Source organism: Solidesulfovibrio alcoholivorans DSM 5433, from assembly GCF_000702665.1.
GTDB classification, from domain to species: Bacteria; Desulfobacterota; Desulfovibrionia; order Desulfovibrionales; family Desulfovibrionaceae; genus Solidesulfovibrio; species Solidesulfovibrio alcoholivorans.
Window position 1 is genome coordinate 89,520 of the sequence record NZ_JNJA01000005.1, and the last position, 13,259, is coordinate 102,778.

10 protein-coding genes are annotated in these 13,259 nt (G+C 68.1%); 8 read left to right on the plus strand and 2 right to left on the minus strand.

What is annotated here, in order from left to right; all coding sequences use genetic code 11:
- Nucleotides 1–87: 87 nt before the first annotated feature.
- Nucleotides 88–1,059 (plus strand): LysM peptidoglycan-binding domain-containing protein, encoded by a 972-nt coding sequence (locus Q368_RS0111050; RefSeq protein ID WP_029459133.1) that lies wholly within the window; start codon nucleotides 88–90, stop codon nucleotides 1,057–1,059.
- A 94-nt stretch (nucleotides 1,060–1,153) separates the two neighbouring features.
- On the opposite strand, the gene Q368_RS0111055 is transcribed toward Q368_RS0111050, so the two are convergent.
- On the minus strand, nucleotides 1,154–2,251 hold the full coding sequence (locus Q368_RS0111055) for a beta/alpha barrel domain-containing protein (RefSeq protein WP_029459134.1): 1,098 nt from the start codon (nucleotides 2,249–2,251) through the stop codon (nucleotides 1,154–1,156).
- A gap of 135 nt (nucleotides 2,252–2,386) precedes the next feature.
- On the opposite strand from Q368_RS0111055, the gene Q368_RS0111060 reads away from it, so the two are divergent.
- Nucleotides 2,387–3,610: a serine hydrolase domain-containing protein gene (locus Q368_RS0111060; RefSeq protein ID WP_052360114.1), complete on the plus strand. Its 1,224-nt coding sequence runs from the start codon at nucleotides 2,387–2,389 to the stop codon at nucleotides 3,608–3,610.
- A 101-nt stretch (nucleotides 3,611–3,711) separates the two neighbouring features.
- Here Q368_RS0111060 and Q368_RS0111065 read toward each other — a convergent pair whose 3' ends face one another.
- Nucleotides 3,712–4,551 carry a hypothetical protein gene (locus tag Q368_RS0111065; protein WP_029459136.1) on the minus strand — a complete coding sequence of 280 codons (840 nt, stop codon included), beginning with the start codon at nucleotides 4,549–4,551 and terminating at the stop codon, nucleotides 3,712–3,714.
- Nucleotides 4,552–4,818: 267 nt separating this feature from the next.
- On the opposite strand from Q368_RS0111065, the gene Q368_RS0111070 reads away from it, so the two are divergent.
- From Q368_RS0111070 to Q368_RS0111095, 6 genes are all read left to right on the plus strand, one after another.
- Nucleotides 4,819–6,828: a methyl-accepting chemotaxis protein gene (locus Q368_RS0111070; RefSeq protein WP_052360115.1), complete on the plus strand. Its 2,010-nt coding sequence runs from the start codon at nucleotides 4,819–4,821 to the stop codon at nucleotides 6,826–6,828.
- Between the two features lie 203 nt (nucleotides 6,829–7,031).
- Nucleotides 7,032–8,339 (plus strand): peptide MFS transporter, encoded by a 1,308-nt coding sequence (locus tag Q368_RS0111075; protein ID WP_043785722.1) that lies wholly within the window; start codon nucleotides 7,032–7,034, stop codon nucleotides 8,337–8,339.
- Between the two features lie 63 nt (nucleotides 8,340–8,402).
- Nucleotides 8,403–9,920 (plus strand): ATP-binding protein, encoded by a 1,518-nt coding sequence (locus Q368_RS0111080; RefSeq protein WP_029459139.1) that lies wholly within the window; start codon nucleotides 8,403–8,405, stop codon nucleotides 9,918–9,920.
- The gene (locus tag Q368_RS0111085) at nucleotides 9,905–11,335 is read left to right on the plus strand and encodes a sigma-54-dependent transcriptional regulator (RefSeq protein WP_029459140.1); all 1,431 of its coding nucleotides are present in this window, start codon (nucleotides 9,905–9,907) and stop codon (nucleotides 11,333–11,335) included. Before Q368_RS0111080 ends, Q368_RS0111085 begins: the two co-directional genes overlap by 16 nt.
- A 191-nt stretch (nucleotides 11,336–11,526) precedes the next feature.
- Nucleotides 11,527–11,898, plus strand: a complete 372-nt coding sequence (locus tag Q368_RS0111090) for a response regulator (RefSeq protein WP_029459141.1) — start codon at nucleotides 11,527–11,529, stop codon at nucleotides 11,896–11,898.
- A gap of 98 nt (nucleotides 11,899–11,996) precedes the next feature.
- Nucleotides 11,997–13,259: a sulfite exporter TauE/SafE family protein gene (locus tag Q368_RS0111095; protein WP_029459142.1), complete on the plus strand. Its 1,263-nt coding sequence runs from the start codon at nucleotides 11,997–11,999 to the stop codon at nucleotides 13,257–13,259.

Consider the following 13,259-nt stretch of genomic DNA (forward strand, 5'->3'; position numbering starts at 1 on the left):
TGGGCAAAGCGCCAGCGAGGCGGGTGTTGCCCCCCGGCGGCCTTCGGGGGTATTGGGGGGAGAGAGCATCAGGAGGCTTATCCGATCATGTCCAAGCGACCACTGGCCGCCTTTCTTGCAGGCCTTGCCTTGTTCGTTGCCGGCGCATTGCCGGCGTCTGCCGCCGACCCGCAGAAAAAACCCGAGGATTTCCGGGACGTCAAATGGGGTGCGCCGGCCGCGAGCGTGCCGGGGCTCACCCAGGCCGAACGCGACGGCGACATCGTCCATTACGAGAAAAAAGGCGAGAAAAAGGACCTCGGCGGCATGACCGTGCGTCATGTGACCTATTCCTTCTACAAGGACAAGTTCTACCACGCCGAGATCGACTATGAGGGCGCGGGCTCCGCCGCGGCCATGCAGCGCAGCCTCGAAGCCAAGTACGGCCCCCCGGACGCGGTGCGCGAGAAGAAGGACGCCTCCGGCCGGCCGTCCGAGGTCGCGGCCTGGAGCTGGCCCGGGTACGCCTTCATCGGCAACCGTCAGGCCAAGGACGGCTCCAGCGGCCGCGTGTTCTATTTCTACGCGCCCCTGACCGAAGTCTCGGCCAAGGAGCAGGGCATCGCCCCGGCTCCCGGCCAGGACAAGGCCAAGGCCGCCTCGCCCGCCGCCGGCGCGGGGGCGACCTGCAAGGTGAAAAGGGGCGACAGCCTCTCGCGTATCGCCAAGCGCTACGGCGTGACCGAGGAGGCCTTGTCCGCCGCCAACTCGGGGCTGACGGACAAGAACCTCAAGGCGGACGCGACCATCGCCTTGCCCCAGGGCGCGAACCAGGCCCCGGATACGGCCTGGGGCAGGCCTGCGGCCGCCCCGGCAGGGCCGTACAGCGAATACACGGTCAAGGAAGGCGACGTCCTCTCCCGCGTGGCCAACAGCCAGGGCGCGCGCACGCGCGACGTCATCGCCGCCAATCCCGGCATCGATCCCGACAACCTAAAGCCCGGCACGGTGCTCAAGATTCCTGGCCAGGCGAAGCAGCAGCAGGAGCCGGCCTCCGGCGCGCCCGACGCGGCGCAATGATGTAGGGATGAAGGCGGAGGGAAGAAACGCCTCCGGCGGCCAGGAGGGGCGACTGCCCCTCCTGGACCTCCCGAAAGGGGGGAGAAGTACAGGATCAGATGACGCGGGCGAGGCGGGGATTGGGGCGATAGCTCCGGCCGGTCTTGGCCAGGTCGATCCCGCCCACGCGCACGATGTCCGCCGTGGCCGCGAAGGAGCGGAAGAGCCCTCCGATGCCGAGGGATTCGAACAGGCGGCCGTATTGCTTCTCGGCTTCCACGAACGCCTTGATCTTTTCCGGGTTGCCGAAGCCGCTCGACAGCACGATGCCCACATTTTCGAAGCCGGCGGCGTCGAGGGCGCGGCGCACGGCCAGCGTGCCGGCCACGGTGACACCCGTGCCGGTCCAGTAGGGCCGGCCGTCGGCGGGTGCACCGCCCTGGCCGATCATTTCGCCTGCCGTGTCCAGGCGCACGGCGGCGAGCTTTTCCCCCAAGGCCTGGGCCGTGTCCAGGGCGTCGTCGATCTCGTGGTTGAACGTATCCACCAGTGCCACACGCGGGCAGGCCGCTTCCGTGTGGCGGTCGAAGGCGAGGGCGGCCTCGCGTGTGGCGTGCTCCCGGCCGCACGTGCCGGCAAAGGCCAGAACCAGCGCGTGGGGGATGGTGCCGACGCCCGCGGCAAGCCCTGCCGCGATGGCCCCGGCGTCCGTGGCGCAGGCGTCGAACCCGGCCTTAACGGCCGCGCGGCAAAAGGCCTCTTCGCTGCGCGGGTGCCAGTGGCGCGCGCCGAAATACATGAGCTGCTTGTCCGGCACGAGGGCGCGGATGGCCGCCGCCCGCGCCGCGACCGCGTCGGGGCCGGGCTCGGGCAGGCCGTTGGCAAGCGACGTGGCGGCGCTTATGATGCCGAGGTAGAGCGTCTCGTGCTCGATGAAATCGGTCAGCCGCCCTTCGATGTGCATGACCGGCTCGAGCGGCGCGTAGGGCGCGCCTTCGGGCAGGGAGTGGAGCGTGCCGCCGTGCGCGGCCAGGTCCGATGTGTCGCGAAGGAGTGCCGCGGCCTCGTCGATGCCGGCGAAGACGCCCGGGCCGTCCCGGAAAAAGACCTGCATGGTCACGACGGGATCGACGCCCTCGGCCTTTAAAATGTGCCGGGAACGCAGGAAGTATTTGTCCACGTGGGCGCGTAGCGCATCGGGGAGTTGCGGCATGGGGGCGTTGGTATCATCGGCGGCCCCGGCTCACAAGCGCACACGCGGCATTTCCCCCTCGTGCCGGAAGCAGGAAACGTGTTCCTCGCGGGAGGGGCGCGCAACGAAACGCCCGTCGCACCAGGAGAGCGCCCCATGACGCCCCGTTTGTTCCGCAATGTATGGCTTGTTTTCCTGCTGGCGTTCGCCCTGCTGTCGCCGCTTCGCGCCCCGGCCGGGCAGGCGGATGCGGCCATGGCCGGGCGCGTCCGCGCGGTGGTTGCGCGCGCGGTGGCCGAAGGGCGCATCGTCGGGGCCGTGGTCGTCGTCGGCCGGGACGGCAAGGTGCTGTGCCGCGAGGCTTTCGGCATGGCGGACAGGGAAGCGGGCGTGCCCATGCGCGTGGACACGCTTTTTCGCCTGGCCTCCATGAGCAAACCGCTCGTGAGCGCGACGGCCTTGGCCCTGGCCGATGCCGGCGCGCTCTCCCTGGACGATCCCGTGACGCGCTGGCTGCCGTATTTCACGCCGCGCCTGCCGGATGGCGCGCCGGCCGTCGTCACCGTGCGCCAGTTGCTCACCCATACCGCCGGGCTTTCCTACGGCTTTTACGATCCTCCGGACGGCGCGCTGGTCCGGGCCGGGGTGTCCGACGGCCTGGACCGGCCCGGCATAAGCCTTGCGGAAAACCTGCGCCGCCTGGCCGGCGTGCCGTTGGCCTTCGCGCCGGGGACATCCTGGCGTTATTCCCTGGCCATCGACGTGCTCGGCGCGGTGGTGGAAAAAGCCTCGGACCTGGCGCTGCCCGAGGCCGTGGCAAAGTTCGTGACCGGGCCGCTTGGCATGCGCGACACGACGTTCGTGGTCGCGGACGCGGCAAGGCTGGCCACGCCCTACGTTCACGGCAAACAGCCCCTGCACCGCATGGCCGACCCGGAAGTCCTGCCGACGGGCGGGGCGGGCATCCGCTTTTCACCCGCGCGGGCCACGGACGCCGCGGCCTATCCCTCGGGCGGGGCCGGCATGTCCGGCACGGCGGACGATTACTATGCGTTCCTGGAAGCGGTGCGCCGCGAAGGAGGGGGCATGCTGCGCCCGGAAACCGCCCGGGCGATGACCACGGACCAGCTCGGCGGCCTGCCCGTGGGGCTCGTGGACAAGGGACGCACGTTCGGCTTCGGCGGGGCGGTGCTCGTGGACCCGGCCCAGGCGGGGTTTCCGGGCAAGGCCGGGACCTGGAGTTGGGGCGGCGTCTACGGCACGCATTTTTTCATGGACCGGGCCTCGGGCCTGTCCGTGGTCGTTTTGACCAACACCACCACGGACGGCCTGTCCGGCGCGTTCCCGGCGCAAATCGCCCAGGCCGTCTACGGCGAATAACGCCTCTCCCCCTTTCGGGAGGTCCAGGAGGGGCAGCCGCCCCTCCTGGACGCCGGAGGCCTCTTCCTCTGCAATTCTTCTTCTCTTTCTCTAATTCCCCTTTATCCCAACTTCCCCGGACGCATGTCCGTAAGCAGCCAGTGCGACCCGGGCGCGCCGTCGTCGCGGCTGAAGACCCAGCGCTCGCGGCGGTCGGTATTGTGGGGCGCGTTTTCCTCGTGGATCAGCACGTCGTAGTCCACGGTCATGACGGTGTGGCCGGTTTCCTGGCGCTTGTCCGCGATGTGCGCCTCGACGATGAGGATATCGGGCTCGGGCGGGGGCGAAAGCGGCAGGCGCTGGCGCAGGCCGGCCAGGAGTTCGGGTGCGACGAAGCCGGCGAGGTCGTCGAAATCGCGCTTGGCCATGGACTGGCGGATGCGCGGATAGGCGAGCTTGGCCCCGGCCAGGAACTCGTCGTCCGAGCCCGGCGCGGCCGGCGGCGTGCCCGGCGCGGGCGCGGGGTCGCCGCCGGGTTTGGTTTGCAGGTAGGACCACATGGCCGCGGCGTTGGAATACATGTCCGGCTTGGCGCGCGGGGTCGCGGCGTCGCCCCGGTCGTCGGGGGCCGGGTCGCGCGTATACGGGGCCGCGTCGCGTCCGCCCGCGCCGGCGTTGTTGCCGCCTCCGGCGGCATTGCCGCCGCCGGGGCGTTGCCGCCCCAGGATGGCGCGCAGCACCAGGAAGATGACGAGCCCGAGCACGACGAGGTCGATGACGCGGGGGCCGGTGAAGGGATCGCCGCGGAAAACGCTGCCGAGCAGACCGCCTGTGAGCGCGTCGGCCCGCGCGGGCAGGGGAAGAAGCGGCACGGTGGCCAGGGCGGCCGCGGCCGCAAGCAGCCGCCTGGGGCCGCGGCGCAGGCGCGGCGCGGCGGTTGTGGCGAGGGGGTGTCTTTTCATAGCCCTAGCATGTGTCAAAGGGCGGAGGGCAAGTCAATGCGTACGGTTTGACGCATTGTAAAAAATCTTGACAGTACACGGAACGTGCAGTTGTGATTTTTGTGGCAAGTCAAACCGGTTACGGAAAATGATTTTTGGCAGGCCGCTTGCAGCTTTGTCAGGTTACGCAATGGCGACGGCAGGCGGTTTTGCCACGGGCTGCGTCCGTGCGGCCCTCTTCTCTTCTGCGCCGCAGGAGAGCCGACCGGCCTTGCGAGGGGGGACCTCATGAGCGTGCGGAACAAGTTGTATGTGCTGCTCGGCGTGTGCGTGCTGGGATTTCTGTGCTCGTTTGCGGCGGACCGCGTCGGCAAACACTACGCCGGCCACTACCGGCAACTCGAGGATCTGGCCGCCAACGCCTATCTCGAACTGCTCCAGGCGCGGCGCGAGGAGAAGAATTTCCTCATGCGCATGGACCCGGCCTATGTGGAACCGGCCCTGCGCCATGCCGACAAGGTCCGCGACGACGTCTCCCGCCTGGCTTCCCTGGATGGGGCCATGGCCGGCGAGGCCCGGGACGCCCTGGCCGTACTGTCCGTCTACCGCAAGGGCTTCGAGGAGCTCGTGACCAACGAGCGCGTCAAGGGCTTCGACGAGAACCAGGGGCTCATGCGCGACTTCGTCCACACCGCCCGCGACCTCGACGATAAATTCAAGCCCGTCACCGACAAGGATTTCCAGGTGGTGCTGCTCACCATCCGGCGTCACGAGAAGAACTGGCAGTTGCGCGACGAGGCCTCCTACGTGGAAAAGGTGGCCGCCTCGGTCAAGCGGTTGCAGGCCATGGTGGCTGCAAGCCCGGATATCGCCCCGGCGGACAAGAAGAGCTTCACGGACGTGCTCGACGCCTACCAGCGCAGCTTCAACGCCTATGTGGCGGCCACGGCCAAGGGCAAGAAGGTCGGCGAGGCCATGGTTGAAAGCGGCCGGGCGCTCATGCCGCGTTTCGAGAAGATCGGCGCGTTCTACGCCGCCCGCCGCGCCGAGGCGCAGGCCGCCGTGGAATGGGTGTTGCTTGCCGTGCAGATGGGCCTTGGCCTGGTCGTGCTTGCCGTCGTGCTATGGATCATCCGGGGCCTCACCCGGTCGCTCACGGCCCTGGGGGCCTATTCGCGCCAAGTGGCCTCGGGCGATCTGGATGCCAGGCCCTCGGGCCGGTTCGAGGCCGAATTCGCCGCGCTTCGCGACGACATCACGGCCATGGTCGCCAACCTCAGGGAGAAGATGGAGCAGGTGGCCGAGAAGCAGACCGAGGCCGCGCGCCAGGCCAGGGCCGCCGAAGAAGCCATGCGCGCGACCATGCGCAAGGAGGAGGAGCTCGCCGAGACGCTCGCCCGCATGCAGTCCATGGCGGACGCGGCCGCGGACATCGCGCGGCGGCTCTCCGGCGCGGCCCAGGAGCTCTCGGCCCAGACCGAGCAGGCCGCCTCGGGCGTGGAGCTCCAGCGTCGCCGCGTGGACGAGACGGCCAAGGCCATCGGCCAGATGAACTCCACCATCCTCGAGATCGCCTCCAGTGCCGGCGCGGCCGCGGACACCGCCGGCCAGACCCGTGACAACGCCGTCACCGGCGCGGACGTGGTCAAGCAGGCCGGCGCGTCCATGGAACGCGTCAACGGCATCGCCGCGTCGCTCAAATCCGACATGGCGAGCCTCGGCCAGGAGGCGCAATCCATCGGCCAGGTCGTGGGCGTCATCAACGACATCGCCGACCAGACGAACCTGCTCGCGCTCAACGCCGCCATCGAGGCGGCGCGGGCCGGCGAGGCCGGGCGGGGCTTCGCGGTCGTGGCCGACGAGGTGCGCAAGCTCGCGGAAAAGACCATGGTCGCCACCAAGGAGGTGGAGTCGCGCATCCGGGCGATCCAGGACGCGGCCGGCAGCAACATCAAGAGCATGGACCAGGCCGTTTCCGCCGTGTCCGACGCCAACGCCCTGGCCGAGCGTTCGGGCGAGGCGATTCTGGCCATCGTCGGCCACGCCGACGCCACCAGCGGCCAGGTGCATTCCATCGCCGCCTCGGCCGAGGAGCAGTCCGCCGCCTCGGAGCAGATCAGCCGGGCGATCACCGAGATCAACGCGGTGGCCGACGACAACGTGGCCGGCGTGGAGGCGACGTCCCGCGCCGCCCATGCCCTGGCGGCCATGGCCGGGGAGCTCAAGGACCTCATCGCCAGCTGCGCGGCGGGCAACGCCGGATGCCGGGAAGGCGCGCCGCGCGCGCTGCGTGCCTAGGCATCGCCACGGAAACTTGCGCCGGCGGTCTGCCACAGGCCGGAGACACAACAGGGCCACAATGCATACTTCTTTTGGGGTGTGGCCCTTGAAGGACAGGCTTTTTGCTGGCATTTTTTCCGGGGAACGGGTGCGGAGCGTCGCCTGCGCAGGGTGGGGAACGGTCGCGACTGGCGCTTTCCCCGCAACGCCAGGGGGGGGACATGAAGGGACGACGCGGTCTGCTGGGCCATCCGCCGGGGCTTTACATCCTTTTTTTCACCGAAATGTGGGAGCGCTTCTCGTTTTACGGCATGCGCGCTTTGCTCGTGTTCTACATGACCAAGCATCTGCTCTTCGCCCAGCAGACCGCGTCCCACGTCTACGGCCTGTACGGCGGGCTGGTCTATTTCACGCCGCTTTTCGGCGGCTGGCTGGCCGACCGCCGCCTGGGGCCGCACCGTTGCGTGGTCATCGGCGGCGCGGTCATGGCCGTGGGGCATTTTCTCATGGCCTTCGAAGCGCTTTTTCTCCCGGCCCTGGCCTTGCTGATCGTCGGCAACGGCCTGTTCAAACCCAACATCTCGGCCCAGGTCGGCGCGCTCTACGCCCCAGGCGACGCCCGGCGCGACCGCGCCTTCAGCATCTTCTACGTGGGCATCAACCTCGGCGCGTTCCTGGCGCCCCTCGTGTGCGGTGCGCTCGGCGAGCTGTGGGGCTGGCATTACGGCTTCGGGGCCGCGGGCGTGGGCATGCTCGTCGGGCTTGCGATCTATCTTTGCGGCCGCCGCTCGCTGCCCGCGTCCGCCGTTCCGGAACGGCGCTCGCGCGAAACCGGGCCCGCGGCGGCGGATCGCAGCCGCATCCTCGGCTTCGTCGCCGTCTGCCTGGCCGTGGTGGCGTTTTGGGCCGTGTACGAGCAGATGGGCAACACCATGGCGCTCTGGGTGGACAACGACACGGACCGGCGCATTTTCGGCTGGGAGATGCCGGCCACGTGGTTCCAGTCGTTTAACCCGTTTTTCATCTTCGCCCTGACCCCGCTCGTGACGAGCCTGTGGTCGCGCCAGGCCCGGCGTGGCCGCGAGCCGTCCTCTCCGGCCAAGATGGCGCTCGGGCTCGTGGTTTTAAGCGCCGCCTTCGCGCTGATGGTCCGCCCGGCCGCGCTCTACGCCGTGGACGGCACGCCGGTCAGCATGTTCTGGATCATCGGCTTCACGCTGCTCGTCACCCTGGGCGAACTCTACCTCTCCCCGGTCGGCCTGTCCCTGGCCACCAAGATCGCGCCACCGGCCATGGTCTCCATGTTCATGGGCGTCTGGTTCCTGGCCCAGTTCTGCGGCAACCTCGGCGCGGGCCAGCTCGGCGGGCTGTGGGAGCGCATGCCACACGGGGCGTTTTTCACTCTCATGTCGGGCATCGCCCTGGTCGCGGCGCTGTGCCTCGTCGGGCTCCTGCGCCCCCTGGCCCGGGTGCTCCACGCCGCGGGAAATGCCGGCGAAGACGTTGCCACGGCCGCCGCGCCCCGGTAAGAGGCTGTTGCGTCCGTGAACCGGCAGGGAGAAAACCGGCCGCAGGCGCAAGGTCCACCGCCCATGACCGCCATGAAGAAATTTTTCGGCTCCGCCGCCCTGGCGCGGCTGGGTCTGCGCACCCAGGTCTATCTGCTGCTCGGGGGGCTTTTGTGCGTCAACATGGCCGGCCCCGTGATCATGGTCTGGTACGCGGCCATGGCCCGCGACCTCTACACGGCCACGGCGGACAAGGACCTCGCCGCCCTGACCTCCGCCCACGAGCTGGAAAACGCCCTGCTCAACCAGAAGGGCTACGCCACCTACTACTATCTGAGCCAGGACCCGACCTGGCTCGTCAAGCTCGACGAGAGCCGCCGCGCCTTTGCGCTGTGGCTCGAGCGCATGCGCCAGCAGGTGGACGCGCCCGAGGCCGTGGCCCTGCTCGACGGCATCGACGCCGCCTACAAGGAATACACCGCGGCCAAGGACAACGTCATAAGCCTCTATCAGCAGGGGCGGGTGGAGGCGGCCAAGGGACAGCACTGGGCCGTGCGCGACGATTTCGACGGCGTCCGCGAGCTGTGCGACCGCTTCAAGGAGTTCTTCCGGGCGCGCATGCGCGAGACGGGCGAGGTGTACATCGAACGCACGAACATGGTCATGGGCGTGGCCGTGATCGGCGTGCTGATTAACGCCACCCTGGGCTTTTTTCTGGCCTATGTCCTGGTCGGGCAGATCCTCGACCCCATCCGCCGCCTGGCCCGGGGCGAGCGGGGCAAGGAGCCGCTGGCCGGGTTTTCCGACGAGGTCAAGGCCATCGGCCAGATGTTCCGCGACCTGGAAAAGGACGTGGACAAGGCGCAGATGGACCTGGAGCAGAGCCGGGGCCACCTCATGCAGTCCGAGAAGCTGGCCATGGCCGGCCGGCTGGCCGCGGGCGTGGCCCATACCATCCGCAACCCCCTGACCTCGGTCAAGATGCGGCTTTTCTCCCTGGAACGCGGCCTCAAGCTCGACCCCTCCCAGAAGGAGGACTTCGAGGTCATCGCCGAGGAGATCGGCCACATCGACACCATCGTGCGCAATTTTCTGGAGTTCGCCCGGCCGCCCAAGCTCACGGCCCAGCCCGTGAGCCTCTCGGCCGTGGTGGACACCACGCTCAACCTGCTCAAGCACCGCCTGGAATCCTACAACGTGGCGGTGACCGTGGAGCGGGCCAGGGCCTTGCCGGAAATAAACGCCGATCCCGACCAGCTCAAGGAGGCCCTGGTCAACCTCGTGCTCAACGCCTGCGAGGCCATGGTCGAGGGCGGGCGGCTGCGCATCCGCGAAGAGTCGGGCGTGCTCGAACCGCACGGCCGCATCGTGGCGCTACGCGTGACGGACAGCGGCCCGGGCGTGGACCCGGCCCTGTTCGAGAGCGTGTTCCAGCCGTTTTTCACGACCAAGGGCGAGGGATCGGGCCTGGGGCTGCCCATCGTCAAGCGCATCGTCGAGGAACACGGCGGCTGGATCACCATCCAGTCCCCGCCCGGCGACGGGACGACGTTCACCATGGTTTTTCCGTGCGAAGGGGAGCGGGGATGGCACAGGTCCTGATCGTGGACGACGACCACCAGTTGCGCATGAGCTTCGAGCGGCTGCTCGCCGCCGAGGGCTACGACGTGCGCACCGCCTCCTCGGGCGAGGCCGGCATCGCCGCCGTACGCGAGGCCCTGCCCGACGTGGTGGTCATGGACGTGCGCATGCCCGGCATTTTGGGGCTCGAGGCCTACGCCGCCATGCGCGAGATCGAACCGCGCCTGCCCGTGATCATCATGACCGCCTTCGGCACCACGGACATCGCCATCGAGGCCACCAAGATGGGGGCCTACGACTATATATTGAAGCCCTTCGACATCCCCGAGACCCTGCGCCTGATCGACAAGGCCGTGGCCGCCGGCCGGGCCATGCGCGCCCGGGTGGCCGTGGGCGAGGAGGGCGCCGCAGCCGCGGCCGAGGCCATCGTCGGCAGAAGCCCGGCCATGCAGGAGCTCTACAAGGCCATCGGCCGCGCGGCCCCGACAGACGCCACCGTGCTCGTGCGCGGCGAATCCGGCACCGGCAAGGAGCTCGTGGCCCGCGCGCTCTACCAGCACTCCCAGCGCGCCGGAAAGCCGTTTCTGGTCATCAACTGCGTGGCCATTCCCGAATCCCTGCTCGAATCCGAGCTGTTCGGCTACGAAAAAGGCGCGTTCACCGGCGCGGCCGGGCGCAAGGTGGGCAAGATCGAGCAGGCCGACCACGGCACGGTCTTTCTCGACGAGATCGGCGACATGCCGCTGACCATCCAGGCCAAGCTCCTGCGCCTGCTCCAGGAGCGCAACGTGGAGCGCCTGGGCGGGCGGCAGGTCATTCCCGTGGACGTGCGCATCATCGCCGCCACCAACCGCGACCTCGAAGACGCCGTGCGCCAGGGGCTTTTCCGCGAAGACCTCTACTACCGTCTGAAGGTGGTGACGCTCTCCCTGCCCCCCCTGCGCGAGCGGCCGGGCGACATCCCGCTGCTCGTGCGCTACTTCCTCGACCGTTTCGCGCGCGACATGGGCCAGCCCGACCCGGGCGCGTCCGAGGCCGCCGTGGAGTTCCTGAGGGCCCAGCCCTGGCCGGGCAATGTCCGGGAACTGGGCAACACGGTGAAAAAGGCGCTGATCTTCAACCTCGGCGCGCCGCTTGGGCTCGATGAGGTGAAGAAGGCCCTGGACGAGCCGATGCGCAACGGCGCCGTCTCCGGCGGCGACCCGGAGGAAAGCGTGTCGCTGCTCATCCGCCGCGAACTGGCTTCGGGGCGGGAGAGCCTGTTCGAGGACCTCATGGACCGCTTCGGCCAGCAGGTCATTCGCGAGGCCCTGACGGCCACGGGCGGCAACCGCAGCCAGGCCGCCCGGCTGCTTGGACTCTCGCGTCCCACGCTTTTGGCCAAGATCGAGAAATACGGCTTGCGCATCGAGTCCCGCGTGCGCCAGGCCGACTGATTCCCCACTGCCGCCTTTCCGTTTTTACGCACTGTAAAAAATGCTGACATGCCCTGCGGCAGGGAGGTGTCGGGTTTTCTTGCAAGTTCATTTTTTCCCATGTGATATCCGCGTGTTGTCACGGAGTTGCCGCTGCGGTTTTCTGGCACGGGAGTTGCGATGGCAGGGGCAAACCTTGTCAGGAGACCGTGGTGGATCGTCCAAGGGCAACGCTGGTCATCGCCGAGAGAAACGCCAACATCCGGGAGCTTCTGCGCCGGGAATTCGGACGCGAGGGCTTCGCCGTCTTGACGGCGGGCTCTGGCGCCGAAGTCCTGTCGCACCTGTCCCTGGCGGAGAAGGTGGACATTCTCGTGCTCGACGCCGAGATGGGCGGTCCCGACGGCTCGGCCCTTGTGCCGCAACTGGAGCGGTCCTTTCCCCAGGTGCCCGTGGTGCTGCACGGCTTCGCCGGTTTCGAGGCGGGGCAGGGCGGCGTGGCCCGGGTGGAGAAGGGCGGCGATTTCGAGCGCCTCAAAAGCACGGTGCGCGAAGTGTTGCGGCCTCGGGACGGCAACGGCTGACGGGACAGGGGCGGCAAGGGGAAAGGGGTTCGGACCGGCGCGGCGCGACGCCGTGCGGGCGGGCCGGGAAGCGCTACGCAAACATGGAGGAAGTGAAAATGGGGTTCGGCAGGCAAGTCTTTGAGTTCCTGAAAGCGGCGTCGGTCGCGCATGCCCAGTGGGACCTGGAAGTGTCCACGTCCATCATCAAAAACAGAAAGAAGCTCCTTTTCCTTTTGATCCTGGCCCTGCCCATCCTGGCGGTGTCCTTCGTCGAGGCGAGCGACTTCATCGGAAGCAAGCACGCCTACGGGCCGGCGTTCTATTCCACGCAGATCTTCCTGGTCTCCATCGCCGTCGGCCTCGCGGCCGGGCTCATTACGGGCTGCATCGGCGCGGGCGGCGGCTTCATCATCACCCCGGCGCTCATGGCCGCGGGCGTCAAGGGCATCCTGGCCGTCGGCACCGACCTTTTCCACATCTTCGCCAAGGCCATCATGGGCACGGCCGTGCACAAAAAGCTCGGCAACGTCTCGGTCAAGCTGGCCATCGCCTTCCTGGTCGGCTCGGGCGCGGGCACCTTCGTCGGAGGCGCCATCAACAAGGGCCTCTACAACAAGGACCCGCTGCTCTCCGAGTTCTTCATCAGCACCATCTACGCGGTTCTGCTGGGCTTCCTCGGCTTTTACGCCCTGTTCGACTATATCAAGGCCAGCCGCAAGGACTCCGGTGGTGACGCCCATGGCGGCGGCCATGGCGGCGCGGCCGCCGGCACCACCGGCATGGCGCTTAAGCTGCAAAACCTCAATGTCGCTCCCATGATCACCTTCGACGAGGACTTCGTTCCCGGCGGCAAGCGCATCTCCGGCTGGATCGTGGCCGCGGGCGGCATGATCGTCGGCATCCTGGCGGCACTCATGGGCGTGGGCGGCGGCTTCGTCACCTTTCCCATGTTCGTCTACGTCTTCGGCGTGTCCTCCATGACCACGGTCGGCACGGATATCCTCCAGATCATCTTCACTGCGGGCCTCGGCGCCATCGCCCAGTACGCCATCTACGGCTACGTGTTCTACACCCTGGCCATCGGCATGCTGCTCGGATCGCTGCTCGGCATCCAGGTCGGCGCACTGACCACCAAGGTGGTCAAGGGCATCCACATCCGCGGCTTCTACGCCATGTCCATCATCGCGGGCTTCATCAACCGCGCCGCGACGCTGCCCAAGAAGTTCGTGGAGCTCGAGTACATCAACATGTCCAAGGAATTGGTGTCGGGCATCGAATTCGTGGGCAACATCGTGTTCTGGATCGTGGTGGCGCTCTTCGGCGCCTGGGTCATCGGCAAGTTCATCGTCAATATCGGCGCCCTGCGCCAGGAGGGATAA

Excerpts from the sequence above, each read along its gene's own strand:
- Q368_RS0111055 (WP_029459134.1), bottom strand. The coding sequence starts at position 2,251 with ATGCCGCAACTCCCCGATGCGCTACGCGCCCACGTGGACAAATACTTC.
- Q368_RS0111060 (WP_052360114.1), top strand. The coding sequence starts at position 2,387 with ATGACGCCCCGTTTGTTCCGCAATGTATGGCTTGTTTTCCTGCTGGCG.
- Q368_RS0111095 (WP_029459142.1), top strand. The coding sequence starts at position 11,997 with ATGGGGTTCGGCAGGCAAGTCTTTGAGTTCCTGAAAGCGGCGTCGGTC.
- Q368_RS0111050 (WP_029459133.1), top strand. The coding sequence starts at position 88 with ATGTCCAAGCGACCACTGGCCGCCTTTCTTGCAGGCCTTGCCTTGTTC.
- Q368_RS0111085 (WP_029459140.1), top strand. The coding sequence starts at position 9,905 with ATGGCACAGGTCCTGATCGTGGACGACGACCACCAGTTGCGCATGAGC.
- Q368_RS0111065 (WP_029459136.1), bottom strand. The coding sequence starts at position 4,551 with ATGAAAAGACACCCCCTCGCCACAACCGCCGCGCCGCGCCTGCGCCGC.
- Q368_RS0111075 (WP_043785722.1), top strand. The coding sequence starts at position 7,032 with ATGAAGGGACGACGCGGTCTGCTGGGCCATCCGCCGGGGCTTTACATC.
- Q368_RS0111070 (WP_052360115.1), top strand. The coding sequence starts at position 4,819 with ATGAGCGTGCGGAACAAGTTGTATGTGCTGCTCGGCGTGTGCGTGCTG.
- Q368_RS0111080 (WP_029459139.1), top strand. The coding sequence starts at position 8,403 with ATGACCGCCATGAAGAAATTTTTCGGCTCCGCCGCCCTGGCGCGGCTG.